The sequence below is a fragment of the Streptomyces cynarae genome (genome assembly GCF_025642135.1).
Classification (GTDB): Bacteria; Actinomycetota; Actinomycetes; order Streptomycetales; family Streptomycetaceae; genus Streptomyces; species Streptomyces cynarae.
The window spans coordinates 6,343,208-6,367,140 of record NZ_CP106793.1 but is presented as its reverse complement, the minus strand read 5'-3'; the positions used below and the strand labels follow the sequence as shown (position 1 = coordinate 6,367,140).

The window sequence follows — 23,933 nt, the reverse complement described above, 5'->3', positions numbered from 1 at the left end:
CCACCACAGCCACCGCACAACCCCTCCAACCCGTACGCTCAGCCCGCCCCGCCGCCGCAGCAGCAGCAGCCGGGATTCGGGCCGCCGACCGCCCCTGGGCAGCCCCGATGCGGCCCGGGCCGCCGCCGGTTCCGGGGCAGCCCCCGATGCAGGCCGGGTTGCCACCCGTTCCGGGCCAGGCTCCGGTGTACGGTGGGCCACCGCCCGTCCCGGGCCCGCCGCCGGTGCAACCGCCGTACCCGGTGCAGCCCGGCCCGCCGTTCCAGGCACCCCCCTTCGGGCAGCAGCCGACCGCAAGCGGTAATCCGGTCGGCGCGGTCCTCCTCGGATTCTTCGTCTCGGTCGTCGTCTCGCTGCTCTACAGCGGTCTCATCCTGGCCACGTACAAGGATCAGTCGGTCACGACGGCCAACACCCTCTACCTGGCCCACGCGCTGCTGAACGGCGCGATTGTCGGCTCCCTCGTCGGCCTGATGGCTCACCGGAGCAACGGCGCCCGGATCGGTGGGGCCGTCATCGCCGCGCTCGGTGCCTTCTTCGGCTACGCCAACGCCATCCCGCTCGTCGTGGCATCGGAGCAGTCGCCCATGGCCCTAAGGGACCTGCTGGAAGCCGAGCCCTTCTTCCCCGCCAAGGCCTGGTGGACCAGCGAAGCCCACGGTGGAGTCGACTGGTTCTCCCCGCTCGGCCTCGTGGTCGCCGCGGCCGCCGCTTGGGGCCTTGCCTACGCCGTCGGCAACGGGCGCCGTCGGACGTGACTGGTCGTCGGGTGCCGGTCCGGGCCAGGAGAATCGACCCCCGAGGCCCGGTTCGGTCGCCCGGATCCTGCCCGAGTCCCCGGTCCACCGGGGTACGGAGAGGTTCCCTGCACTGCACCTCATGTCGATACCGGGCGACCTCTCCACCTCCCCCACCGCCACTGTCGTACCCACCGGCCGGCCAACCGCGCGGCGGTTGATCACACTCGGCATCGTGCTCACGGCGATCAGTGCTCTCGTCCTGTTCGGCGGCGTGGTGATGGCCGCCGGGCTCGGGGATGGTGGGCCGAACCCCAAGGGCATCGCGGGAATCGTCATCGGGCTGTTCATGGGCTTCATCGGCGTCATGAGTCTGATCACGACCTGGTCGGCCCGGCACGCCGGCGTGAGCGTCGACCACAGGGAACTGTGGGTCGGCAACGGCAAGGCGCAGAACGTCATCCCCTGGCAGAGCCTCGCCGGACTCGGGTTGCACTGGAGCAAGGTGGGCAAGCGCGGCCTGAAGGTCTACTCCATCGAGCTGTGCCCCAGCGCCCCGTCGACCGCGACGACCCGGTCCTGTGGCCCCTGGTCCGCGACGAGGAACCGCCGCACCCCACCCTTCCTCGGCTGCGCTACCGCCTCCCTGTCCCCGCGAGCTCCCGGGTGGCCCTGGGCGCTGCGATCCGGCAGCGGGTCCCCCATCTGTGGCTCGGCGAGACCGAGCGTGAGGCCGGCTGCATGGGCGTTCCGGACCGCAGGGGGCACCGGGAGCGTCGCGCGAATCCTCGCGCTGAGACGGGCGGCCCCGGGCGTCTACCGCAGCCTCGGGCACGTGCAGCGAGTCAGCCGAAGTCGTTCGTGCCGGGCGTGGGGCGGGTGCTGATGGTCTCGTCGTATGTCGGCATGTTGGTGCCGTACGAGGTGCGCGGGTCCAGTGGTCCGTCGTCGGACGGGCGGCCTCCGGGGTCGAACCCGGGGGCGGCGCCCGGGTGCCGGACGGGGTGCTGCTCTCCCTCGCGTGGGCGAAGTACCGCGGGCATCACACCGGGGGTGGCCTGCGTCGCGGTGTCCGTGCCCATCTTCTCGAAGTCCTGGGAGACCCGCTCGTCGTTCCACTCGTGGCCGTCCGCCGACGACCTGAGATTGTCCCCGCCGGCTTGGATACGGGCGTGCAGACCGTCGAGCGCGGGCTTCCAGCTGGTGGCGATCTCCGCCAGGGCGGGTCCGATCGACCAGCCGGTGAGTGAGGTACCCGCCGTACCGGTCTCCTTGACCGCCTTGTCGGCGGGGTCCTTCATGGTCCGGGCCATGCCGTCGCAGGCTCCGGCGGAGGCGCGGAGTTCAGCGGGATCGACGTCGGTGCGCTGGGACACGTGCGGTTCCTCTCAGTTCCTCGTGGCCGTTCAGAACTGCTGCTGCTTCACTCCGGGCGGGAGCATGCAAGGGGTGCGTACGGCGAAGGAGAGTTCCTGTGGCTCCGTCTTGCCCGAACCGACGGTGTCGGCCGTGACCACATAGGAATTCTTCTTGTTGCGGGCTCTGAACACCGCCGACGCATAAGCGTTCTTGAACTCCCGGTATGAGGTGACCTCGTACCCTTGCTGAGAGAGTTCCCGGCGGAGCGTACGCACGACGCGTGTGTGCTCCGTCACAGGGGCCGGGGAGTTGACGTAGTAGAAGAGGCTGTACCGGCCGTCCTCGGCGACCTCGTCGTTCTCCCCGATGCACGCCTCGAAATTCACCTTGGCCGTCGAGGGGGTGAGTTGGACATCGGTGAGCCGGGCCATGTACGCGGTGTAGTCCTTGGCCCATTTCACCGCGGCGTCCTTTTCCATGCGGGGCAACGGGGCGTTCGGGTCGTCACCTTGAGACATACAGCCTCCAGTCAGGAGCAGGGCTGCGGAGACAGCCAGTACCGTGCGGAGAAGGGAGTTAAAGGCCGGGTACGATTTGAGCCTCCGGTGGCAGGTCCTCTTTCGGAACCTCCGTGGGCTGCTTCCCCGCGATGACTGCTCCCTGGTTGGCGAGGGAGTCGCTGCCCTTGTTCCAATAACCGCTGTGGCCGTGCGTGTCGACTTCGAAATTGTTGCCACCGAATTCTCTCCACATCGGGTCGGGGCCAAGGGTGAGATTGGCGGCGTGCTTGATTACGGCGTCGTCATCCGCCCCGCCGATCCATACGTGCTCCGGGTCCATCTGCAGATCATTCGCCTTGTCCACGGTCATCCCCGGACTGCCGACCACCACTACGTCGTCAGCTCCCAGACCGGAGCCCCCCCCCGCCGCAGCGGCACCGACAACTGTCGAGCCATAGCTGTGTCCGAGGACGGTGGTGTGACTCGGCGACCCGTCGTGGGAGGCGTGCATGCCCGCCACGAACCGGCGCAGGTCCGGAGCGGCGTCCTCGGCCCGTCCGGTCCCGCCGACGCTGTTGAAATCGGTCAGGGAAGCTTCGGGGGCGTCGTAGCCGAGCCAGGTGACCATCGCCACGCTCTGGCCGTTGGACTGCTGCGTCGCCGCCGACTGCAGCCTGCCGATGCGCTCGATCTGACCAGGCACGGCGTCCATGTTCGTGTTGGTGCCGGGCACCAGGATTCCGGTGTGCGCGGCGGTGTCCGGGTTGCCCATGGCGATGATGGCCCGTCCGTCGTCCTTGGAGTCGTAGCCGAGGAGGTACAGCTCCTTGCCCTTGGGTGCGCCGTCCGCGGCGTCGAGCCGCTCGTTGAGCACCAGCATGTTGTTCAGACGCCTGTTGACCGTCTCCAGGCTGTCGCCCGGGAACCCTTCGGCGTAGTTGCCCTCCTGGGCCAGATTGATCTCCTGGGCGAGGGCCGTGCGATTGGCGTCGTCGCGTACGTCGGTCGGCAGACCGTCGGTCGCGCCGATCTCCTTCGGATAGAGCGTGGTGTAGGCCTGACGCTCCTCGGGGCTGAGGGCCTTCCACCACTCCGCGGCGGCCTTCGGGTCGTCGTCGGGGATCTGCGGAGGCTGGACGCCCACCGCCTTCATGGCGTTCTTGACGTCCTGGGCGGATTCGGCTGCCGCGTCATGGTTGAGCGGGTCGGTGAGGATGTCACCGTTCAGCTCCGCAAGGGCCTTCGCGCCGTCATCGCTTGCCTTGTGCGCGGCGGTCAGGGCCTCGTCGATGGCCGCGCGGTGCTCTCCCAACAGGACACTGCGGTCCGCGATGATCTGCCGTGCGTCGGGGTCCTGGTGCGGCAGGCCGGTGGTCGTCGGATCGCTGACCTCACCGTCGCCGTCGACCTCGAAATGGTCCTCTTCCGCACGCCGCACCGCGTTGCGGAGGTCCGTCCGGGCCTGCTCCATCCAGAACTTCGAAGTGTCCAGGACCTCGGCGATGGCCATGGCCTCCGTCTCGACCACGCCGATCCGGGATTCGACGTCCTCCAGGTAGAAGAGGGCCGCGTCGGCGTCGTCGCCCTTCCAGGACTGGTGCAGTGGTCCGGTGACCTGCCGACGGTGGCGGTCGGTGAGGGAGTCCATGGTCGTGGACAGGTTGCGCCAGACCTTGGCAGCGGCTTCCAGGTCGGAGAAGTCCTGTTTCATCAGCCGGGAGAAGTCAGAAGCCACGTCGGCTCCCGGCCGGCCGGCCCGAGCACCCTTCAGGGCATGGCACGTCCACCCAAGTGGACATAAGGCAACCCCCGTTGCTACTGCTCACTCATGAGTTCGAGGCGCCACAGCCTAGCCGACGACTTCGACACCGCAGCAATCCCCAACTCCGCGCGGACGTGGCCCACGTCGACCGATGCAGGCCAAAGCACCCGTACCGTGCCGCCGTATCGGAACGGGATCTACCGGTCGGCGGTCACGGGTCGGGTACGTCCTTCCTGACGAGCATGAGGGCGGCAAGGGCGGGGAGTGCGTCAGGGCGGTGGTGCGGGGAGTGCGTCAGGGCGGTGGTGCGGGGAGTGCGGTGGGGCGGTGGGGCGGTGGGGCGGTGGGGCGGTGAAAGGCAGCGTCGGCGTCATCCGAACTCGCTTCGGGCCCAGTCGTCCGTGCCCTCCGAGGTGTTGGAGGAGTTGGAGCGAGCCGCGGAGGCGGTGGCTACGGCTCTGTCGGACGCCTGCGTGGTGCCCGCGGAGCCGGCACCCTCGGTGGAGGCGGTGGCCTCAGCACCGTCGGATGCCTGCGTCGTACGGGCACCGTGTCCGGCCACCGCGTCGACACCCCGCTGTACCCGGTCCCCGACCGTCCCGCTGATCTTCTCCGTCGCGCTGTCCACGGCGTTGTCCACGTGCCCGGACACGTCGGTGTAGCCGGCGAAGGTCGAACCCTCACCCCCGGTGACCTCGTTCCTGAGGCCGTCCACGTACTCGCCGGCCGCCGTCTTGGCGACGCCCGCCGTCTCCCCGAGGTCGATGCCGGACCGCGCGTCGAAGTAGGTCTCGATGCTCTGCCGGCCGATGTCCTGCGCCATTCCGATGGCGGCCTCTTTGGCCTTGTCCTTGGCGGCGTCGACCACCTTCTCCTGAACGAACTGCTTGGCCTGCTCCTTGATCTGCTGCTTGGCGTACTGCTTGACCTTCTCCTTGGTGATCTTCTCGAGCTGCTCCTTGGCGATCTTCTTGAGGGCGTCCATGGAGGCGTGCTCCATTGCCTTGGTGATCGCCTCCATGACCTCCCTCTTGAGCTTGTCGAGCAGCTCCCGGACGATCACGCGCGTGGCCTGCGTCGCGCCCAGCCCGCCGATCTCGGACAGCCCGAAGGTGAAGGGGGCCGACGCCTGCGCGGCGATGATCTCCAAGGCGAGGGCGACGAGCTGCGCGATGACGGACAGCTTTGCCGTGAGGACCGCCACCGCGGCCGCGTCGAAGGCGAGGGCGATCACTTCGCACGCGGTCTTCGCGTCGGGGATGTATCTGTCCTCGCCGTTCGCGCCGGTGTAGGCGCCCCAGGACTTGCTGAAGCCGTCGACGGCCGTGCCGACGTTGGCGGCGACGACGGTGCGGGCGAAGCGTTCGCCCTGCGTCTCGATGCCTTCCAGCGCCTCGCCGAAACTCCGCCAGGCCTCGGCGACCTCGTGCAGTGCTTCTTCGTCGGCCTCGGGCCAGCTGTAGCCGAGGAGGTCGAGCACCCAGACGAGCTCGCTGGGCAGTGTGAGCGACATGCCAATAGCCCCGTATTTGATTAGATGCGGCCGGAAATTCCGTTCAGCAGGTCGCTGTTCGACGCGTCCGATCCGTCGTATTCACGTGCCATGTCCTGCAGGTTGTGCCCGATCTGCTGGAGCCCTTTCGCAAGGCTGTCCATCGATGTGAGGATTCCGTCGCGAATCGGAGTGTAGACCTGGCCGAAAAGCTCCCCGAAGTCCGCGTCCGCCCAGGGCTCTCCCAACCCTTCGAGAGTGTCCTGAAGCCCTTTGGAGGCTTTCGAGAAATCACCCCCGAGGTCGATGAAGTTCCGCCCCTGATTCCGGAGCACGGCCGTGTCAACGTCAAAGGTGTCGAACTCCATCGCTCTCCCCCGGACTCCCCGTTGCCGCAGTTCGTATTGCACGACAGGCCGATACCTTAGACTCCTCGCGCACGACCCAGCCAGCCCGTCAGTCAAGAGATCGTCAAGTCGTCCGGGGGGAACCGACAGTGCTGACAGCACAGCCGCGTTACAGCAGTACAAGGAGCCTGTGGGCCGGAAGGCTCCTCGGGTTGGGACTGCTCGTCGTGGCTGCGGTCGTCGCCGCGTTGACCATTCCGGAACTGCGCAGCGAACTCGCCGGCGAGGGTACCGACGGAACCCTCACCGTCTCTTCATGCGAAGCACACACGAAGACCCACTACGGCACGCACAGGCGTACCACGGAACTCAAGTTCAGTTGCACCGGAACCTGGACCGCAGAACACGGTGGGGCGACCTACCAGGACGTGGCGGTGCAGACTTCGTCACGGTTCGATACCGGGACGAAAATCCCCGTTGTACAAGTGGGCGACACCTTCGAGCAGCCGCAGGACCGGGATCCCGGAAAAGACGCCGCGATTCTCGCGTTCTGCCTCTCCTTGCTGGCGTTCGGCAGCTATTGCCTCCTCACCGGCTTCGGCACACGCAACGGCCCCGGTTTCACGGCCTCGTGGCAGCGCCTGCCGGCCGCGACCGTGACCGGCCCCGTCCTGGGCGGCGTCTTCGCCGTGGGCGTCCTGGCAGCGCTCGTATGCTCATTCGCCCTGTGACGCCCGCAATCCCATCCTGAGGAACCCTCAATGACCCAAGTACACGGGAACGCCGCGACGAATGCCTCCCCATCCGGAGACCGGATGGGCCTCGGCCGCCTCATCGGTGCGGGCCTGATCCTCGTGGGCCTCGTCCTCCTGGCCCTCGGCGCCTTCCTCGGCCCCTACACCCACGCCACGTCCACACCGGGCAAGCTCACCGTCGAGACCTGCACCGTCGACTACAAGTACCGGAGCACGTCCAGCAGTTCACGGAAGAAGACCAGGACCAGGTGGTGCTACGGCACCTTCACCGCCGACGACGGCAGCGTCAAGGACCTCAACGCCGAACTCAAGAGCAACGCCCTGTACCAGCGCGGCCACGTCCTCGAGGCCCGCAGGACCGGCGACACCTCCTACGAACTGGACCACGGTTGGGTCGGCGCCATCGCCGTCGGCTGCGCATGGTGGTTCGGCGGCCTGATCCCCCTCGCCGTCGGCCTCCTCGGCGCAGTCACCGGCTTCTCCTCCGGGCAGTCGGCGAGCCAGGCGCTGCTGCGCACCACCGTCATACTGGTCGCGGTGGGCGTTGCCGGGTTCGCCATCAGCCTGCTGGTGACGTTCTTCACGTGACGGAGGTCCCCCGGCGCGCGTCTGTCGTCTGTCCGGCCTTGTGAGGCGGCGCTCCCCGCGCCTGCGGGGACGGCCCCTCCCTCTCCGCCGGCCATGCCGACGGTGTCGCCGGCGAGGCAAGCCGGGTTGTGCTGCTTGATCGAGTGTGCTTAGTTTTCCGCCTCATGACCATGACACGGAGAACGATCCTCAAGGGGCTGGCCACGGCCCCGTTCGTCGCAACCGCCGGCAGCCTGACGGTCCCCACCGTCGCCGAAGCGGCCACGATCGACGGGGGACAGTTCAGCCTCAGCAGCCGATCCTCCAACAGTTACGGCGAGTTCGCCGATCTGACCGCCGGTCTGGCGACCAAGCTGACCAAGGTGGACGCGACGGCCGTCATCGCCGACACCAACCGCAACGCCACCCACCTCACGAGCGCCCCCAGCACCGTCGAGGCGTTCGCGACCGGATTCGCCTGGGACAGCGCCGACCAGGCGGTGGACTACTGGATCCCGCAAGGCGTCACGACCAGCGCCGACGCCTACGGCAACGGGGTCTACCCGGCAGGCGGCAGCAACAGAGTCGTCCTCGTCTCCTGGTACTTCGAGACAGACCCCGACGGCGACGGCGTCGACGAGTACGCGCTCGACAAGGGCCTGAGGCTGACGTTCGTCGACTACACCACCGCCGGCACACCGACGTACCGGCACGTCCTGCTCGTAGAGCCGGTCACGACCGGTACCGGGGAGTACTCCTTCAACCCCATCCGCAAGCATGCCGGCGGCATCATGTGGTACGGCAACCTGCTCTATGTCGTCGACACCTACAAGGGGTTGAGGGTGTTCGACCTGAACACCCTCTTCAAGGTCGCCACCACTCAACCGGATGTGTGCGGACTGCACACAGACGGGTCCTACTACGGCTATGGGTACCAGTACGTCCTGCCGCAGAGCTACGCCTACGACAACGCCGGGAAGTACCTGCGCTACACCACTATCGGTCTCGACCGGGCCAGCAGCCCCGACAGCCTGGTGGTGAGCGAGTACTCCCTGTCCGGGACCGTCGACTACACAGACGGCACCTTCAACGGCACGGGCCCCGGTACGACCACGCCCAAGGTGGTCCGCTGGAACCTCGACTACACCGACCGGCAGATCGCCTCGCTCACCGCGTCAGAAGCCGTCACCGTAGCCCAGCAGAAGATTCAGGGAGTGGTGTCGCGCAACAGCAAGCACTACCTGTCGACGAGCGCCGGCCCGTCCACAAAGGGTGCACTGCGCACCTTCAACTCCGGCGACTCGACGGCGACCACCGTCTGTGACCTGGCCATCGGCTGCGAGGATCTCAGCTACCACAGCAGTGGCGCGTCCGGCTGGGCCTACAGCGAGTCCGTCATCTGGAACCTCAGCGAGTACGTCGACAAGAGGTACGTGTACGCGGTCCACGCAGACGGTTCGTAGCCGCGTTGGGGGACGGCCCGAAGCAATCGCTGTCCCCATCCGGTTGGATCCGGTCGGTGCCCACGACCCCGTCCGGGCCATCCCTGGAAGCACGCCCCGAGCGGGGTCGGCGCACCGGAAGCCGACAGAGCCGGCCCGCACCGACAAGCTGCTCGCGCACAGTTGCGGTCCCCATTCCGCGGGAGCTCAGCGTCGCGATCGGGTTCCGCTCGTCGCCGCACGAGGAAGAGCGTCCCCTGGCAGAGTCCCGCGCCGAGCCATGTGCGCGGCTCCGGCGCGGGTACGTACCCCGGCCGTGTGCGGTTCAGGGAGAGTCACTGGCATGCGGAGATGTCACTGGCATGCCAAGTAGCTGCTGGCCTAGGCTGAGCAAGAACGTTCCTTCCGCACGGGGTGAGGGCCGGCCAACCGGCTCCGGGAAAGGCGACGATGAACCGACCGGTCGATCCGAGGCTGGCCTATGCCCAGGTATCGGCACCAGTCACGACCGCTGCACCGCAGCCTGAGCCGTCGCCCTCGCCGGGCCCTCCGCCCACGCCTCCGCCGGCCTCGCCACCGGCCTGGGGCGGCGATCCGGACGTCGGCGTCAGCTCGTCCTTCCTCCGGGGCAGGGCCGACGTGTGCGACAGCACGTCCGAGATGCTCCGCAAGACGCGGGGCGCTGCCGAGGACGCCGACGGCGACCTGGCGAAGGCGGCGCCCGGATGGTCGTTCGTCGGCAGCATCGACGACATGCAGCGCCGCTGGGAGGGCCTGCTCAAAGTCGTCACGGACCGCTTGGACGAAGCCTCCCAGAACTTCCGCGACAGCGCGGACGCCTACGACCGGAACGAGCTCGCGACCGCCTCGCAGTTCGCCGACCCGCACGCTCCCAACCCGTTCGGCTGAGCCGGAGGCAGCAGCACCGTGGTCACCTTCCACCAACTCATGGAACTCGACGCGAACGCGCTGGAGACGTTCGCCGACAGGTGGAACGCCATCCACCGCAAGATCGACGCAGCCCGTACGGAGTTCCACGACGGCGTGGTCCAGAAGCTGCACCAGGACCACTGGCAGGGCGAGGCCGGTCAGCGGGCGCAGGTGTTCTGCGACCGCGTGCAGATGGACATCGAAGCCCTGGACAAGGAGGTCAGGGGGCTGCGCGACTTCATCGACACGGAGGGCGACGGAGCCAAGGGCGCCGGCGGGACCAAGGGTTTGCAGGCACTCCAGCGCCAGGCCCAGGAAATCCAGCAGGAGGCTCTGGAGCAGGGCATGACGGTCAGTGCGGACGGTCGGATCGAGTTCTGCGTCATCGACGACCCGGACGACCCCGAGGTGCACGAGAACTACGAGAAGCACCAGAGCACCGCCGACCGCCTCCAGGAGCGGCTGAACGAGGTCCTCGGCCAGGCGAGCGAGGAGGACGAGTGGCTGGCCAAGAGCCTGAAGGTGGTCTTCGGCACGGCCCACAACTTCGAGAGCGAGAACCGGAAGTTCGACATCGAGGAGCCGGACGCCAAGGACCACAAGGTCCGCAACCAGCTGAACAACGTCGGCGCGTACTTCGCCACGGTCAAGGGCTGGCCCACGGCGGCCGGACTGATCCAGCACTACCTCGACTGCAGTGGCAAGACGGTCGAGGTGGAACCGCAGACCATGATGGATCAGATCCCCGCTTTCCAGTCGGACGTCGACGACACGTTGCGGAAGGATGTCCACGGCCGCCCGGACGGGCCGTTCACGACCGAGTGGAAGTCCACCGCTCCCAACCCCGCGGACGGGGACAGCAGCACGGAGTGGTACTACGCGCTCAACCACTTCCAGTACCGGCTGACCGGCTACGTCCACGACGGGGAGGTCACGTACCGGGTCGAGGTCAAGAAGCGTTACGACTGGGGCATTCCCAGCGAGCACCGCGCCAACGCGACCGGGGGCTGGGGGCCGGCCAGCATGAACCTGGAGCAGGCCGACATCGCCCACCTCAACACCGTAGGCATGGGCCGGGACTTCGATGTCGTCGGCACCTCTGACGAGATGACGTCCTGCGCATGACCGGCCGGCACACCCCCAGCAACGACGCCCGCCGGGACCGTGACCCCGACCGGACAGCCGAGCCGACCCCTGGCCGCCGCGGATCCGCGAGGTCAGTAGTGCGGGTCGTACTGTGGCTGGCGGCGCTGGCCGCCGTCGCGTTCACCGTCGTCGTGGTCTACGGCTTCATCAGACTCGACCACGACATCGACCACCCCCAGGACGGCTTCTCGGGCTGGCAGTGCGCGAGCCAGTCCGGGACCTGTGATCGGTGAACCCAGCCGGGCGGGCGGGCCAGGTCTGCCGTTCCATGACATCGGTTCTTCGCCATCAGGCCTGATCGCATCTCATCCGCAGGGACAGCCGTATGGCACCGGCCGTCGGTGCGTGCCACTCTCGCCCTTGCGAGGCACTGGCCCCTGGGCAGGGTCTGCACCAGGACACAACCCGTTTCCACCGGGGCGCCGGCACTCCGGGTCAGCGTCGCGGGGGTGGGACGATGCCCTGACTCAGCGCCTCCAGAGCCCGGGCCTGCTCCTTGGCCGCCTCGACCGCAGCCACGGAGCCGTCGGCGAAGTGCAGATCCACGCGTTCCGAGAGCGATGTGTGCCGGATGACGACGTTCCGGAGCTGTCCCGGCAGGATCTCGCCCAGACGCCGGGCCTCCCTGAGCGGCGTTCCGGGCGGGACCTTGCCGAACAGGGGCACCTTCTTGGTGGAGACCGTGCACATCAGCAGGATCCTGCGGTCGGTGAAGACCATCAGCGCCCGCTCATTGTCGTAATCGGTGCGCGAGGTGTCGGGTCCGGTGCGCACAGCGATCGCGAACTGGCCGGCCATGCTCTGCCATCCACCCGTGAGACCGGCCCCGCGCACGATGCGTCGGAGCCTGCGCATGACGCCGAAGTCGAAGTTCTCGACGGCATCCGCGGCCGAGAGGGCACCTTCGAAGGCGCCCTCCACCGCGCCCCGCGTGCCCGTCCACTGCTTGCCAGTCCGCAACTCGCGGGGCAGGGGGCGGCGGATCAGATCGCTCAGCTTCACCTCGACGATGCCGAGCAGCCGCTCGTGCGGCTGCAGCGACGGTGCGATCAACGGCACATGGGAACCGCCGCCGAACAGGCGCGGCTCGAAGACGGGCTGTGGCGGACCGTACTGGCCGGCACTCATCCGAAGTCCTCCTCGATCCGTGTCTTCGGCACACGATACGGGGCCTCGCCCTTGCGGCCGTCGAGCTGACCGGTCACGGCGTCGATGGCGGGGTCCTTGTTCAGTCCGTCCGTGACGGCGCTCGTCGGGCCGTCGGCACCCAGGTCGCTGACGTCTCGTCCACGTCTACGGTCAGCGCGCCCGTGGCCCGCGTACACAAGGACACCTTTTACAGCAGCCGGAGTGAGTACCGGATGTACACGCCCTCTGGCTTCGGCCAACGCGACGGCTCCGCAATTGATTTCGGCACCAGTTCGGTTGGGGAACACCGCTCGGTGAAGTCCATCCCGTGGGTGCGGCTGCTCCGCGACAACGAGTGGATCGCCACTCGGAAGGGCCTGGGTGGGCTGATCGGCGGATGGGGTCGGAGGTGAACTGCGGTTGGCACACTGGAGAGTCAAGTACGGTAAGGGTCCGAACGAATCCTGAATACACCGGTCACTCTGCGAGTGGAGTCGCAGCATTCACCCAGCAATGGACATGTTGGCCGAGAACCCGTCCATATGGACGGGATGGAGCGCGCGGAGGCTACCCCTGCTACCCCCGACTCGCCACGTAAAGCACTCCGTGATGATTGCGAGCTCCGGCACCTGCCACCGGAACGCTCACAGCTGCCAGCCACGGCTATGATGTCGAGCCGCCGTCCCCTTCTTGCCCGTCCCCCGCTCCCCCTGCCGGTCAGCCTGCTCCCGGTCGATCTCCTTCTGATACTCGTCCAATTGCCGCTGGCCCTCGGCTTCTGCGGCACGGCGCTCTTCAGCACTCATCTGCTCGTACGCATGCTTTCCCAGCGTGGCCCTCTCATGCAGCGCCTCCCGGTAGACTCCCGTCCGCATCGCTTGGCGCAACCCGACCCTGCCGGCCAGCACTTCGCGGGCCATCTCCCGCAAGGTTTCGTCTCCGCTACCCGCGAGCCTCTGCAGCGACTTGCGCAACGCCCGGGCCCGAGCCGGGTCCTTGGCGATGTCGAGGAATTCGTCGTCTCCGACCTGGCGTTCATCCATGCGCACTGCTCCTCACGGGGGGTTCCTGGACAGCGCTAGAGTAGCTGGCGGCTGTGGATCGGAAGCATGGTGACGGGGTGAGGAATGACGTTCGAGGTCAAGCCGGATGATCTTGACGGGTACAGCCGCCAGGTGGAGCGTGCAGCTGAAGACGTGCATCAGGCGCAGGAGTACATCAAGAAGTACGGCGATATGGGTGCAGTCACCGGGCAGGGACTGTTCCTATGGGCGACCGGTATGCATGCGCAGGCAATGGATGGGGTCAACGACGTGGTCACCCGACTTCACGGCCTCCTGACTGCCAGCACAAAGGAGCTGGCGAAGTCCGCAGAATACTACCGGGCAACCGATCAGGACCAGGCGTCAAAGCTCGACGCCACCTACCCGCCGAGCAAGCGCTGACGCACTTGGAGACCTCACTCACATGAGTTTCACAGACGCTGTCGAACCTGCCGACAACCTCAAAGCACCCAGCCAGCCCGAGGAGTTCTCCAAGGGAATTGTCGGTGACACTGTCAGCACGGTGAGCGACTTCCTCAGTCCCAGCGAATGGGCGCTCTCGACGATCGAGTTCGTCTTCGGCTTCAATCCATTGGAAGAGGCCATCGCCTGGTTCACCGGTGACTGGGAGTCGTACGTCAAGTGCGGCGAGATGTGGGCAAACACGGGAAGGCTCGCCAAGGACGTAGCAACGAACCTGAAGTCCGGCAACAGAGAGCTGGATGGGACATGGAACGGCAATGCGGCCGATGCCGCCTACGTCTACTTCAATGAGCTGGCGAAGAAGATCGACTCCCTGGACGGAGACCTGAAGGAGCTTCAGAGCGCCTACAAGGAGGTCGGCCTCGCAGTGGCCAGGGGCGCGGACCTCATCAAGGGCCTGCTTGAACAACTGGCGGATGAGGCAATCATCGCGGAGGTCGAGCTCGCGGCGGGCACGCTGCTGGCCGAGACGGGTGTGGGTGCCGTCGTGGGCTATGCGGCTGCTGCTCTGGAAATCGCCGAAATGATCAAGACGTGGGGGCGCATCACCGAAGCGTACAGTGCCGCCCAGCAAGCCGTGGATGTGGCCACGACCGCCAGCGGGTTGGTGGTCGGCAGGCTCAGCGTCGCCCTCAATAGCTTTCCCGAGCCAGGGAAGAGCTATGACAATCCCGCGGTGTAGCCGCCCTCAGCTCTAGAGCCAGGCCAGCAGTGTCAGGAGGAGGCAGACACCAGCACCGGCGAGGCCTCCGCGAACGAACCACTTTCGCACCATGCCGACCCTGGTTCCTGACACCGCCCGGGTGATCAGGGCGACTTGCATCCCGCTGCGGGGGAACATGCCCGTGGCGGCGAACGCCATGCCGAACGCCGCCACAAGCCAGCCGAGGAAGAACATGGCGATCCACCGGGTCGTTTCACCGAAGCCGACCTTCACGTACCAGCCCCCAGCCCGCTGCACGGAAACCTTGCCACCCGGTTTCACCTTGGCCCGGATGCTCGCCTGATCGTCGACGACCTTGCCGTCGTCGGACCTGAAGGTCCCCCCGCATACCGTGTGGTCGCTGGAGTTGCGGCTACCTTGTTCGACCCAACAGCGCTCCACGGTCAAAGTGCCATGGGTGCCGACGACGCCGGCCGAGTGGGACGCGTTGTAAAGCCCGACCCCGAAGATCACCAGAGCGAGCACGAAGAACAATCCCCCGAGAGCACGGCCCATGACGCCGGGTTGGGGGAGCGTCGTGACTGGTGCGAGCGGCGTCAATTCCGGCTGCGTCACTACGCGCCCTCTCCCATGTAGTACTTTTCGACCAACTCACGGTCAAACCTCATGCCGTCTCTCGGCACCGACTTCACACTGCACCGACCGTGTCGCGCTCCCTCACATGGCCCAAGTAAACCAGCACGCTGGCCCCGGTGCGCAGCCCGGGTGTGACTGCCCGCGTGGAGATGATGCTCAGGGTATGCGGCTCCGCGGCCATGGCGATCAGGCTAAGGACGCTCACGGGGAGCCTAACGACTCCTGACCACGCTACGGACAGGCCGGCCCGCCGCAGACTCGTGCCTCAGTCGGCGACCCGTGCGCCGATGGCCCGAGCGCGACGGCGGGCTTCCGCGCTCAGGCCTTTGCGACGGGGGGAGGTGCGGGGGTTGTAGGCGGTGGGTTGAACAAGGTAGCCAAGGCCGCGTAGGCCGGGCTTGGCCACCACACAGGCGAATCGCGGGTCACCCGCGTACCAGAGTTCCTCGTCGTAACCCTTCAGGGTCTCGCGGCTCCAAGAGCGGAACAGCCCGGCAGCCACCTTCAGCGACACCGTCGTCTCTGGGCTGTCCGGATCGGGCAGAACGAAGAGCGCATCTTTGGCTTTGGTGATCCGAACAGCACCGGACTGCTGGCGCCAGGGGTAGACAGCGAGGATGCGCCGCATCCGCCACCCCCTGAAAAGTCTGCCGAGGGCGAGAATTGCCAGGATTCCGATCCTTACAAGGACCAGCACCATCAAAGCCACAGCTGCCGTGGGCAATAGGACCGTGAGGTACAACGTCCCCCACCACAGCGCCACCCAAGCGAGCGACTTGGCCAGGTTCCGCGCCGTCCAGCGATGGAGAGCGCATCGGGTACCCGGCGTGTCCCACGCCACCGGGCCGTCGCAGCCCTGCTTGTTCAAGTTGAGGGTCACTCGTACATCCCAGGTCAGCCGAAGTCGGCGGCGATGTCGGCAGCGACACTTCCAGCAGCGTCGGGCGCGCCGACAGGTGCCGCGCGCTCTATCGTCGAAAGCGTGTTACGTCTTCTAAGGGTGTCCCGTAAATGATCTCCCAGCCGATGAGAACGCGGTGGGGATCGCTGCGGGGCTCGCCCGTCTAACCGGCGAGGGCGAGGTTGTGCAGGCGGACGATGCCGAGCATGGCGTGGTGGACACCGTCGCCCTTCAGCCGGCATTCGCGGAGAATCTTCCAGCCCTTCATGCGGGCGAAGACGTGCTCGACGCGGGCGCGGACCTTGCGGTGCGAGGTGTTGTGCTCCTCTTTCCAAGCTGGCAGTTCCGCCTGCCCCTTCGCGCGCCGGTGCGGGATGATCAGACTGGTGCCCCGATAGCCGCCGTCGGCAATCACCGCGGTCCTCCCGACGGCTGCCTTGACCCCGGACAGTTCCCACGCCTTGCAGTCGTTGCGGTTGCCTGGCAGGGGTTGGCCGACCACGACGACCAGCTGGGTGTCCGCGTCGATGACGACTTGGTGGTTGGTGGAGTACCGATAGTTCTTCGACTGCTCGGCACCCGGTGGTCACGAGTCGGCACGAGCGTGCCGTCCACGATCAGGACGGTGTCCTTGCGGAACCGCTGGCGCGGCTGGAGAGCGAGCGACGGACCGAGATGGTCGACTATGCGGTCGGCTGCGGACTTCGAGGTCCCGAACAGCGGGGGCCAGCTGGCGCCGCGTCAGGTCCGTCCGCCAATACGCGGCAACCAGCAGCACCCGGTCCTCCAGCGGCAGGCTCCACGGCCGGCCCGGTCGCACCTCATCGGCACCTTCGCGGCGCAGCGCGGTCACCAACTTGGTGAAACACCGCGGGCTGAACCCGGAGAACGGGGCTATCCAAGACGGCTCCGACGCCGTGATCACCAGGCACACCGAGATCATCACACTTGTGCCGCCGCCCGCTGTAACATCACGCGCCGCAAGGACGAAGCGATCGGTGATCGGCCGCCCCTATGGCGCACCACTCCCGGCGGAAGGCAACTGTGCGGAGACAATGGAGCCGGGCCCCAGTGGGGAGAAAAGCCGAGTACAGCACGGCCGCCTGGCTGGTTGGGTGGGTGGTGTTCCTGGGGTCCGGGTACGCGGCCTCGTTGATGTTGATCAGTACCTGGGCGAACTGCGACATCGGCACCGACGGCCCCTACCAGCTCGTCGCATGGGTGGTCGCGTCGACCGGCGTGGCGACGGTGTCCACCGTGCTGTGGGCTGTGATGCGCAAGATGACAGGCCGCCGGCGCATCCTGCTGCCGCTGGTGTTGACGATTCTTGCCACTGCGATGCTGCTCTGGCCGGAGTTGGCAGTGTGGTACGTGTCGCCCGGCCACCCGGACAGCATGTGCGAACCGGGCGGCAAGCCCGTGGGGTGGCCCAACTGGCTACCTTTGTGAGGCGGGCCGCCAGCAGAGCGGTCTGAAGTCAGCTAACGGGGCTGTCCGGGACGGCGCCGACGACGTGATTAGTGACGCCAGTACGAACGTCGGCACGGATCTCGTGCTTCCCCGGGACTCCTCGGTACGCGGCCATCAAGGGCACGACGTAGCAGACCAGATAACTGAAGTGCCAGCCCTCTTCCTTGACGAACAAGATCACGGCACTCCAGCAGACCGCAACCGACCCGAGGCTGAGATAGCAGCACGCGTGAGGAAACGCTGTGAGGCCGTATCCACCGCCGACCGCCGCACCAAGCGCGGTCAAAGCCACCGCCATCTTGTCGAGCGCCTCAGCCGCCTCGGACCACATCTGCGTTGTCAGGCGCACGAGTCGCTTTCGCGCGCCTCATCAACCAGAATCCCTCGTCACTCATTCCTGGTTACAATTTTTTCGGCGCTATGCACACAGGCAGCGGTGTGGCATCGGCTATCCGCCCCACAGCAGTACCGGCTTCCTCCAATTCCGCTTGTTGATCCCCGCTTGTTCCGCTCGCGCAACACGCTCTGCGCCGGCCTGCTCCCGCCTGGCGGCCAACTTGTCCCAATCAGCTGGATTCAGAAATAGCACCGCGTTGCTGCCCGGCACGATCATTACGCCCCCAAAAGCGAGGTCCCCTGAGACCCAAGCTCCGTTCTCCGTCCCCTCCGGCCAACGGCGGCGCCCTGTTGCATTGATCGCCTTCATTAGCGGGGCTCCATGCTCACCCCGCGTAGAGATCTTGACCTCGAAGACATTGCCGTAGTCGGTCCAGTGCGAGCTTTTCTTGACCACACGCGTGTGGAACTCAAGAGGGTAGTGATTCAGCACCTTCCGGCATTGGCTCAGTCGGACACCGGCCCAGAGACGGTAAGCCGTGAGAATGAATACGAACATCGCTGCAACGAGAGGCAGCGTGAGGAAAAAGGAGGCCGAAGACCCTGCTCTGTTCAGGGCCATTGGCACGACGACCAGGACGGCGACAACGGTCAGACGTGAAGCGAGAAGCTTGGCCAGGGCGAGGTAATTTTCTTTCATTACCTGCTCGACATCTACGGTTTCGGGTGCCCGGCCCGGACGACTCTCCGACATCTCGTCTCCTTCTATGTGCAGGAATCGGCTAACCGAAGTCACTCTCGATGGCATGGGCAGCGTCGTATCTCAGCCTCGTTCCACCTCCGCGCGAGGATCGCCTCGTTGAGGCTTCGCTCGACCGCCCTCATTCCCGCTGTCACCGCGTCGGCCTCTTCCTGGCTGGGGAACTGCTGGCCGGCCAACTTTAGGTCGGGATTCTTCTCGGCCTGAGCGTGACGCTCCTTGGCCGCAGCGATCGCGACCTTCTTCTCGGCCGCCGCATCGTGTCACCTTCCCAGCGGGATAGGTGCGCTGCCGTCGAACAGGGCCCTCAACTGGTCCTCCAGCCAATGGAGATGTTCATGCCCGCCCGCCCGCTCCCACTCCCCGCATGTCATCGACCCGGCGCAACACAAGCCAGCGCGGGATCTCTTTCATTCCATCGGCACTTGGCACATAGCCGTATTCACGAGCCACCTGCAGTGCTCGCGGCGCCCCCAATTGCCGGAAATAGCTGTCGTGGATCTCTATCCGCCCGTCCCGATGCCGCCACACCGTTCCACTGCTCTGCCGCCCCAGCAGAATGGGAAGCCTGCCGTCGAACAGAGCCCTCAGCTGATCCTCCAGCCAAAGTAGATCAGTGGAAACCTCCCTCTGCATGCGCTTGCGGTCCAGCCACATGCGCCGCCGCCAGCGAAAGCGACGCCCGCTCCCGGGCGGGCCCGGGGCGTCCAGGCCCCACACCATACAGAAAGGGAGAAAAGAGAAATACAAGCAGAGCGCAATGGTGTACGGCGCCAGCCACAGCACCGCCAATGGGGGAAACCATAGCCACTGCGCTGTGTAGCGAAGGCGCGAGACCACCAGAGATTTCGGGGGCCGTGCAGCCATCAATAGATCAGCTCGATTCACACTCATCCGCACAGCCTGTCCGCCGCATGCTACCCAAAGTCCTTAATGCCACCAAAGACCTTGTCCGTGGCGTCACGGACCTCTCCGACTGTATCGTGAACCTTATCCGACAGATACTCGACGTCTTCCGTTGCGATCCTGACACCCTCCTTGTATAGATTCCGCGCTCCGGTCACGGCCTCATACCCGCGCGCCGGCCATGAGCGAGGATCGACGTACTTACCAACGACTTCTCCAGCGTCGTTCGTGATCGGCTTGACCGAGTCTGCCAGAGCAGGGATACGGCCCAGTGGTGTGCTCTCGACCAGTTTCGGAACAGTCTGGTCCAACACACCGCCGAACTTGCCGCTGGCGGCCCGATACAGGCTGGCATCTCCAAAGTTCCTGGCAACCGATACTGCGAGACGATCTTTGAAATTGTCTGCAGTGATCTTTACTGCATCGATTTTTCCGCCTACCACGCCGAGGGATCGCATGCCGTCTTCTTCGATGAAGTTCCGCGCGGTTCCACCCACTTCGCGTACGATGTCATCCGCACGCTTGAGTGAATCCGCTGCCTTCGATCCGGCTTCCGCCACATGCAGCGGGATCGTCACGCCCTTGAGCGCGCCTATCCCCGTCTTTCCGACCTTAGCCAAGTCACCGAAGGGAACGAATCCAACGATATCGAGACCGATATCTACCCAAGAGCCCTTCTTAGCCCCTAGCGCCCAGCCACCTGCATGAAAAGCAAAAGCTCCAGCGTTCAGTACCCTACCAATTGCTTCAAAAACAACGGCTCCAATAACCGTCTCGGAGAAGATGACCGCAAGAACGTCACATGCTGCACTGGCCCAGCCCAGCCAGTCACCGATCTTATATACGGTGTCGGCATGCTGTTTGAGCCAATTATAGATGTCGTTGGCAATATCCTGGGCTTTGTCCCCGATCCCCTTCAGGAAGTCCATGAACCCATCGAAGAATCCGGGCTTATCCGGCGCCCGTTCAGAGGCCATGCGTATGACGGCAGCCGTCATACGTGCGGCCTCCTCGTGTTCCCTGAGTAGCTCTTCGGCCTTTCGCAGAATCGCGTTGAGCCATTCCGTGGCCTCGTTCACCTTCCCGGAGGCAAAGTCTAGGCGTTGCTGGGCGTTTTGCAGTGCCTCATCTGTTTCGAAAACATGACCAGCGAGCTTCAGATCCGGATTACTCTCAGCCTGTCGTAGTATCCGACGCGCTTCTTCTGCCTCAGTCTCATAGCGCGCAGCGAGTTGCTGGAAATCAATCAGTTGAGACTTCCACTTGGCCAGCGCAGCCGCAGCCTCGATAAGTGAGATATGGCCATCTTCAAGGTACTTCGGCAGCTCGCCGACCTTCTTGGAGAATCCCTCAGCTGCGTCCCCTTCCCAAATACCTCCCGGTGTGCCGAGACGCGCCAGTGTGCTGTGGGTGCTGTTCAGCTGATTCCCGACTTTACTAAGAGTTGCGGCCAGCATCTCCATGGATTCCGGACTTCCCGGGGCGGGGTTAAATCCGAGCGCGTCGAAGGATTGGTGGCTCATAATTTCTTCCTCTTCCTCCTGGCGAATTTACCCGAAGGTGGCACCTATATCGTGAGCGCTTGTCGCCATGACATCGCTGTCTCTCTTCACGCCGCCGAAGGAAATCGTGTCCGCGATGTCGGCCAAGATGGCCTGGTACCGATGAAGGTCATGCACGTCTGAAGTACTCAAACAGAACAAAAGAAGCCGGTTGTCGGCTGGAAATGGGACCCAGAGTTCAATGCGAACAAGGAAACGCTCCTGTTCCCCACCATCGGGTAGACTCCACACAGCACGGGATGCCCCGATACTAATCACGGCAGGCCCAGCCGGAATTCGGACAGGCTGAACTTCACCATCAGGATTCGAATGGGCCAGTGCCTCCGCTATCCCAGCCGCGCTGACGACGGGATTCGAGTTGTCCAACTCCCTTGTGCTGACGAGCAGCGTGCAACGACTGATCCGTTCGGGCGGAACAGCTCCGTCTGCTGTGCCGCCGATGGGGAACACTCCCAGTGCGTAGTACACGACCCCCTGAGAAGCGAGTTGCTGCGCGTTAGCGGTGTGGACTGCCGCGAACATTCTACGAAGAGGCTCCCAATCCTCCCTGTTCCCCCAATAGTCGCGGGCAAAGGAGCGCATCTGCTCATCAAGCGCATCCTCATCAATACCGATCCCGAGTGGGACCTCATGAAACTCTGGCTGCGCTTGGAAGCGGAATGCCACTGATTCGCCAGAATCAATGGCCGCATAGGATGCAGGACTCTTACCGGGCAAGTCGGACATGGACCTCTCGATACACTTGCATGTCGCGCTCGCGGGGTCATTACCCTCCTTTGGGGCGATGCGCCGCCTGCGCGGATCAGCATGATATTTTCCGGCTAAGTCCCGGGGACGTTGAATTCCTCAGCGATCTTCTCTTCGATGGCTTCATAGGTATTCTTCGTCTCGGCAAGCCCTTTGGTTACCCCATCTGCCGCGTCCGCAATGAGGCCGATACCGTAACCCCATGATTCCTGGAAGTCACCGCAAGCCTTTTCTAGCTCTGCCAGTCCAGTCCCCCTGGGCCCGATATCTTTCAGTGCCCTCATCGCAGAGCGCATTTCGTCGACACATTCGCCGACTTGAGTGATGAGACTGGCAAGGGAGTCCAGCTCCACTTTGTAGTAACCCGCCATGAGACCTCCCCTCTTTTTGGTGTCCATTGAGCCTCAAGACACAGCGACTATGGGATTCGCATTGCCCCCACGCGAGGAGTAATTCACATTCATTGCCCACGGAAAGAGTTTTCTATTGGGCGTACGGGTTGGGAGGCTGGGTCGGCTGTCCGGGAGGAGTGGGATATCCCTGAATAGGGTCAGAGGAGCGGTACGGCGGCTGGATTGGGTAGATCTGCTGCTGAGGCGGGTAACGCAGGCGAGGAGAGTAATTCCCTACCCCAGAGTTGACGGGTCTGGTCCCGGAATTATGGCGGCTTCGGATTACGGTAAAGACGACTACGGCGCCAATCACGGCTCCGATACCGATCATGCCCACGATGAGGACGATGGCACCCATTAGGAGAGTCCCTTCGCGTTCGCGATGATTCGTTGTGGTGTCGTTTTACGAGTCGCCCTCGTGGCTAAACTGGATCCCATCGGAAGACCGTCCTTGGGATGCTTGGGCACTCCACCGTGAGGCCCTGGCGAGGTGACAGCTTGGCGATTCGCGAATCGTTCCGAGTCACAGCCACTTCCGCTGAGAATGCCTACTGTCCCTGGCGTGGGGGCTGCTGGGTATAGGGATTGGGGTATTGCGGCTGCTGTCCTGCAGGTGCGGGGTACCCCTGGTTGGAGGCTGCGTTGGGGTACGGCTGGTGGCCCGACGGATACTGAGGCGGGTAGCCCGTGCCCTGAGGGGGGACTCCGCCGCCCGAACCGGGACCGCCGCTCCCGCGGTTGCGACGACTGCGGATTACCGCGAAGACGATCGCGATGACGACCACTACGGCTGCGATGCCGGCGATGAGAAAGATGCTGCCCGAGGAGGACTTCTTCTCGTTCTTCACCGGGTTCGTGCCGTCGTTGCCCTTCGAGGCGCTACCGGAGGTCGTGGACGTGGGCGGCGAGGCCTGGGCGAGGGGGCCGTCCTTGGGACCGGCGGGGATATTCATCGTCAGCGCGGAACCAGGGCGGGCGATTCCGTAGCCCAGCTCACTGTCCGGGGCCTTCTTGCCCTCGTTGTTCAGGAAAGATGCCGACTTGATCAGGCGATTGATGATCTGGCCTGCGGTTAGGTCAGGGTATTTGGATCGGAGGAGCGCCACGATGGCTGAGACGTAGGCAGCGGAGCCAGAAGTTCCATCCGCCACCGCGTAACCGCTCCGGGTAGTTGGATCAGCCTGAGCTGTTTGCACGCCTGGAGCTGCGACAGTGACATTCCCCTTGTTTGAGCTGGACCAGTACTTGAGGTCCTTGTCCACAGCAGAAACAGCCACTACTCCAGGAAGTGCAGCCGGATAGCTCACGGTTCCGGAGTCGTTGCCTGTAGCTGCCACTACTACGACATCGTGCTTTTGAGCGTATTTGATGGCCTCGGCGCCTGCCGATCCCGGATATGCACTGCTGTCACCAAATGAAAGGTTTATAACCGAAGCTCCCTGATCCACCGCGTAGCGGACGCCAGCAGCCCAGGTTTCAGTACCCGCGCTCGCCGGAGCTTTTACCGGCAAGATCTTGGCCTTTGGAGCCAAACCCATCACGCCAGCGGAACCGTTCGCACCATGTCCATGGCCAGCAATTAGGCTCGCCATTCCAGTTCCGTGACCATCGGTATCATTGTGAGGATCTCCGCCACCAGTAAAGTCCTTACCGGCCAGGACTTGTCCTGTGAGATCGGGTTGGTTGGCGTCCACCCCTGAGTCGACCACAGCGACGGTAACTCCCGCTCCCTGTGAAGTCTTCCAAACCTTTTCGGCGTCATAAATCGTCAGGGGCCATTGCGCATCTCGTACGGCGTCTGCCGAGGCCATTGGGGCTGAAGTGAGGAGCAAGGCTCCCGTCAACGCCACGACTCCTGTCGTGGTCCC

At 65.0% G+C, this 23,933-nt stretch carries 28 protein-coding genes and 1 pseudogene; 11 read left to right on the top strand and 18 right to left on the bottom strand.

Annotation, left to right across the window (positions count from 1 at the left end):
* The first annotated feature begins 224 nt into the window (after positions 1 to 224).
* Entirely contained in the window at positions 225 to 758 is a 534-nt protein-coding gene (locus N8I84_RS29040; RefSeq protein WP_263232388.1) for a hypothetical protein, read from the top strand.
* Between the two features lie 121 nt (positions 759 to 879).
* On the top strand, positions 880 to 1,623 hold the full coding sequence (locus tag N8I84_RS29035; protein WP_263232387.1) for a hypothetical protein: 744 nt from the start codon (positions 880 to 882) through the stop codon (positions 1,621 to 1,623).
* Here the strand turns inward: N8I84_RS29035 and N8I84_RS29030 are convergent.
* The 5 genes from N8I84_RS29030 to N8I84_RS29010 form a co-directional block, all read right to left on the bottom strand.
* Positions 1,583 to 2,113, bottom strand: coding sequence for a type VII secretion target (locus tag N8I84_RS29030; RefSeq protein ID WP_263232386.1), 531 nt, complete (start codon positions 2,111 to 2,113; stop codon positions 1,583 to 1,585). The genes N8I84_RS29035 and N8I84_RS29030 overlap by 41 nt on opposite strands.
* Positions 2,114 to 2,143: 30 nt before the next feature.
* On the bottom strand, positions 2,144 to 2,614 hold the full coding sequence (locus N8I84_RS29025; protein WP_263232385.1) for a hypothetical protein: 471 nt from the start codon (positions 2,612 to 2,614) through the stop codon (positions 2,144 to 2,146).
* 58 nt (positions 2,615 to 2,672) lie between these two features.
* The gene (locus N8I84_RS29020) at positions 2,673 to 4,331 is read right to left on the bottom strand and encodes an alpha/beta hydrolase family protein (protein WP_263232384.1); all 1,659 of its coding nucleotides are present in this window, start codon (positions 4,329 to 4,331) and stop codon (positions 2,673 to 2,675) included.
* A gap of 397 nt (positions 4,332 to 4,728) precedes the next feature.
* Positions 4,729 to 5,871: a WXG100-like domain-containing protein gene (locus N8I84_RS29015; protein WP_263232383.1), complete on the bottom strand. Its 1,143-nt coding sequence runs from the start codon at positions 5,869 to 5,871 to the stop codon at positions 4,729 to 4,731.
* Positions 5,872 to 5,891: 20 nt separating this feature from the next.
* Positions 5,892 to 6,218, bottom strand: a complete 327-nt coding sequence (locus N8I84_RS29010; protein WP_263232382.1) for a hypothetical protein — start codon at positions 6,216 to 6,218, stop codon at positions 5,892 to 5,894.
* Between the two features lie 191 nt (positions 6,219 to 6,409).
* Between N8I84_RS29010 and N8I84_RS29005 the strand changes: the two genes are divergently transcribed.
* The 6 genes from N8I84_RS29005 (at position 6,410) to N8I84_RS28980 (ending at position 11,270) form a co-directional block, all read left to right on the top strand.
* Complete coding sequence (locus N8I84_RS29005; RefSeq protein ID WP_263232381.1) at positions 6,410 to 6,928, top strand: hypothetical protein; 519 nt, start codon at positions 6,410 to 6,412, stop codon at positions 6,926 to 6,928.
* A 30-nt stretch (positions 6,929 to 6,958) separates the two neighbouring features.
* Positions 6,959 to 7,540 carry a hypothetical protein gene (locus N8I84_RS29000; protein WP_263232380.1) on the top strand — a complete coding sequence of 194 codons (582 nt, stop codon included), beginning with the start codon at positions 6,959 to 6,961 and terminating at the stop codon, positions 7,538 to 7,540.
* 170 nt (positions 7,541 to 7,710) lie between these two features.
* Positions 7,711 to 8,982 (top strand): hypothetical protein, encoded by a 1,272-nt coding sequence (locus N8I84_RS28995; RefSeq protein WP_263232379.1) that lies wholly within the window; start codon positions 7,711 to 7,713, stop codon positions 8,980 to 8,982.
* Positions 8,983 to 9,621: 639 nt separating this feature from the next.
* Entirely contained in the window at positions 9,622 to 9,870 is a 249-nt protein-coding gene (locus N8I84_RS28990) for a hypothetical protein (RefSeq protein ID WP_263232378.1), read from the top strand.
* A gap of 39 nt (positions 9,871 to 9,909) precedes the next feature.
* Positions 9,910 to 11,016, top strand: a complete 1,107-nt coding sequence (locus tag N8I84_RS28985) for a hypothetical protein (RefSeq protein ID WP_263232377.1) — start codon at positions 9,910 to 9,912, stop codon at positions 11,014 to 11,016.
* The gene (locus tag N8I84_RS28980) at positions 11,013 to 11,270 is read left to right on the top strand and encodes a hypothetical protein (RefSeq protein WP_263232376.1); all 258 of its coding nucleotides are present in this window, start codon (positions 11,013 to 11,015) and stop codon (positions 11,268 to 11,270) included. The genes N8I84_RS28985 and N8I84_RS28980 overlap by 4 nt, the downstream gene beginning before the upstream one ends.
* A 202-nt stretch (positions 11,271 to 11,472) precedes the next feature.
* Here N8I84_RS28980 and N8I84_RS28975 read toward each other — a convergent pair whose 3' ends face one another.
* The 3 genes from N8I84_RS28975 to N8I84_RS28965 all read right to left on the bottom strand — a co-directional run bounded on the left by N8I84_RS28975 (position 11,473) and on the right by N8I84_RS28965 (position 13,208).
* Positions 11,473 to 12,165, bottom strand: a complete 693-nt coding sequence (locus tag N8I84_RS28975) for a hypothetical protein (RefSeq protein WP_263232375.1) — start codon at positions 12,163 to 12,165, stop codon at positions 11,473 to 11,475.
* The gene (locus N8I84_RS28970; RefSeq protein ID WP_263232374.1) at positions 12,162 to 12,362 is read right to left on the bottom strand and encodes a hypothetical protein; all 201 of its coding nucleotides are present in this window, start codon (positions 12,360 to 12,362) and stop codon (positions 12,162 to 12,164) included. Before N8I84_RS28970 ends, N8I84_RS28975 begins: the two co-directional genes overlap by 4 nt.
* A gap of 447 nt (positions 12,363 to 12,809) precedes the next feature.
* Entirely contained in the window at positions 12,810 to 13,208 is a 399-nt protein-coding gene (locus N8I84_RS28965; protein ID WP_263232373.1) for a hypothetical protein, read from the bottom strand.
* 84 nt (positions 13,209 to 13,292) lie between these two features.
* Between N8I84_RS28965 and N8I84_RS28960 the strand changes: the two genes are divergently transcribed.
* Together N8I84_RS28960 and N8I84_RS28955 are read left to right on the top strand one after the other, a co-directional pair.
* A complete protein-coding gene (locus N8I84_RS28960) occupies positions 13,293 to 13,610 on the top strand; it encodes a type VII secretion target (protein ID WP_263232372.1) in 318 nt (105 codons plus the stop codon).
* A 22-nt stretch (positions 13,611 to 13,632) separates the two neighbouring features.
* Positions 13,633 to 14,373 carry a hypothetical protein gene (locus N8I84_RS28955; protein ID WP_263232371.1) on the top strand — a complete coding sequence of 247 codons (741 nt, stop codon included), beginning with the start codon at positions 13,633 to 13,635 and terminating at the stop codon, positions 14,371 to 14,373.
* Between the two features lie 12 nt (positions 14,374 to 14,385).
* Here the strand turns inward: N8I84_RS28955 and N8I84_RS28950 are convergent, their stop codons facing one another.
* The 3 genes and pseudogenes from N8I84_RS28950 to N8I84_RS28940 all read right to left on the bottom strand — a co-directional run bounded on the left by N8I84_RS28950 (position 14,386) and on the right by N8I84_RS28940 (position 16,826).
* Positions 14,386 to 14,970 (bottom strand): hypothetical protein, encoded by a 585-nt coding sequence (locus N8I84_RS28950; protein ID WP_263232370.1) that lies wholly within the window; start codon positions 14,968 to 14,970, stop codon positions 14,386 to 14,388.
* Between the two features lie 286 nt (positions 14,971 to 15,256).
* A complete protein-coding gene (locus tag N8I84_RS28945; RefSeq protein ID WP_263232369.1) occupies positions 15,257 to 15,871 on the bottom strand; it encodes a hypothetical protein in 615 nt (204 codons plus the stop codon).
* A 184-nt stretch (positions 15,872 to 16,055) separates the two neighbouring features.
* Positions 16,056 to 16,826, bottom strand: a pseudogene (locus N8I84_RS28940) (transposase).
* 137 nt (positions 16,827 to 16,963) lie between these two features.
* Between N8I84_RS28940 and N8I84_RS28935 the strand changes: the two are divergent.
* A complete protein-coding gene (locus N8I84_RS28935; protein ID WP_263232368.1) occupies positions 16,964 to 17,341 on the top strand; it encodes a hypothetical protein in 378 nt (125 codons plus the stop codon).
* Between the two features lie 28 nt (positions 17,342 to 17,369).
* Here N8I84_RS28935 and N8I84_RS28930 read toward each other — a convergent pair whose 3' ends face one another.
* From N8I84_RS28930 to N8I84_RS28900, 7 genes are all read right to left on the bottom strand, one after another.
* Positions 17,370 to 17,711, bottom strand: coding sequence for a hypothetical protein (locus N8I84_RS28930; protein ID WP_263232367.1), 342 nt, complete (start codon positions 17,709 to 17,711; stop codon positions 17,370 to 17,372).
* A 99-nt stretch (positions 17,712 to 17,810) separates the two neighbouring features.
* Positions 17,811 to 18,452, bottom strand: a complete 642-nt coding sequence (locus N8I84_RS28925; protein ID WP_263232366.1) for a hypothetical protein — start codon at positions 18,450 to 18,452, stop codon at positions 17,811 to 17,813.
* A gap of 342 nt (positions 18,453 to 18,794) precedes the next feature.
* A complete protein-coding gene (locus tag N8I84_RS28920; protein WP_263232365.1) occupies positions 18,795 to 19,250 on the bottom strand; it encodes a hypothetical protein in 456 nt (151 codons plus the stop codon).
* 125 nt (positions 19,251 to 19,375) lie between these two features.
* A complete protein-coding gene (locus N8I84_RS28915) occupies positions 19,376 to 20,887 on the bottom strand; it encodes a WXG100 family type VII secretion target (protein WP_390898958.1) in 1,512 nt (503 codons plus the stop codon).
* A gap of 27 nt (positions 20,888 to 20,914) precedes the next feature.
* Positions 20,915 to 21,652, bottom strand: a complete 738-nt coding sequence (locus N8I84_RS28910; RefSeq protein WP_263232363.1) for a hypothetical protein — start codon at positions 21,650 to 21,652, stop codon at positions 20,915 to 20,917.
* 95 nt (positions 21,653 to 21,747) lie between these two features.
* Positions 21,748 to 22,071, bottom strand: a complete 324-nt coding sequence (locus N8I84_RS28905) for a hypothetical protein (protein ID WP_263232362.1) — start codon at positions 22,069 to 22,071, stop codon at positions 21,748 to 21,750.
* Positions 22,072 to 22,613: 542 nt separating this feature from the next.
* Positions 22,614 to 23,915, bottom strand: a complete 1,302-nt coding sequence (locus tag N8I84_RS28900) for a S8 family serine peptidase (RefSeq protein WP_263232361.1) — start codon at positions 23,913 to 23,915, stop codon at positions 22,614 to 22,616.
* Between the last annotated feature and the right edge of the window lie 18 nt (positions 23,916 to 23,933).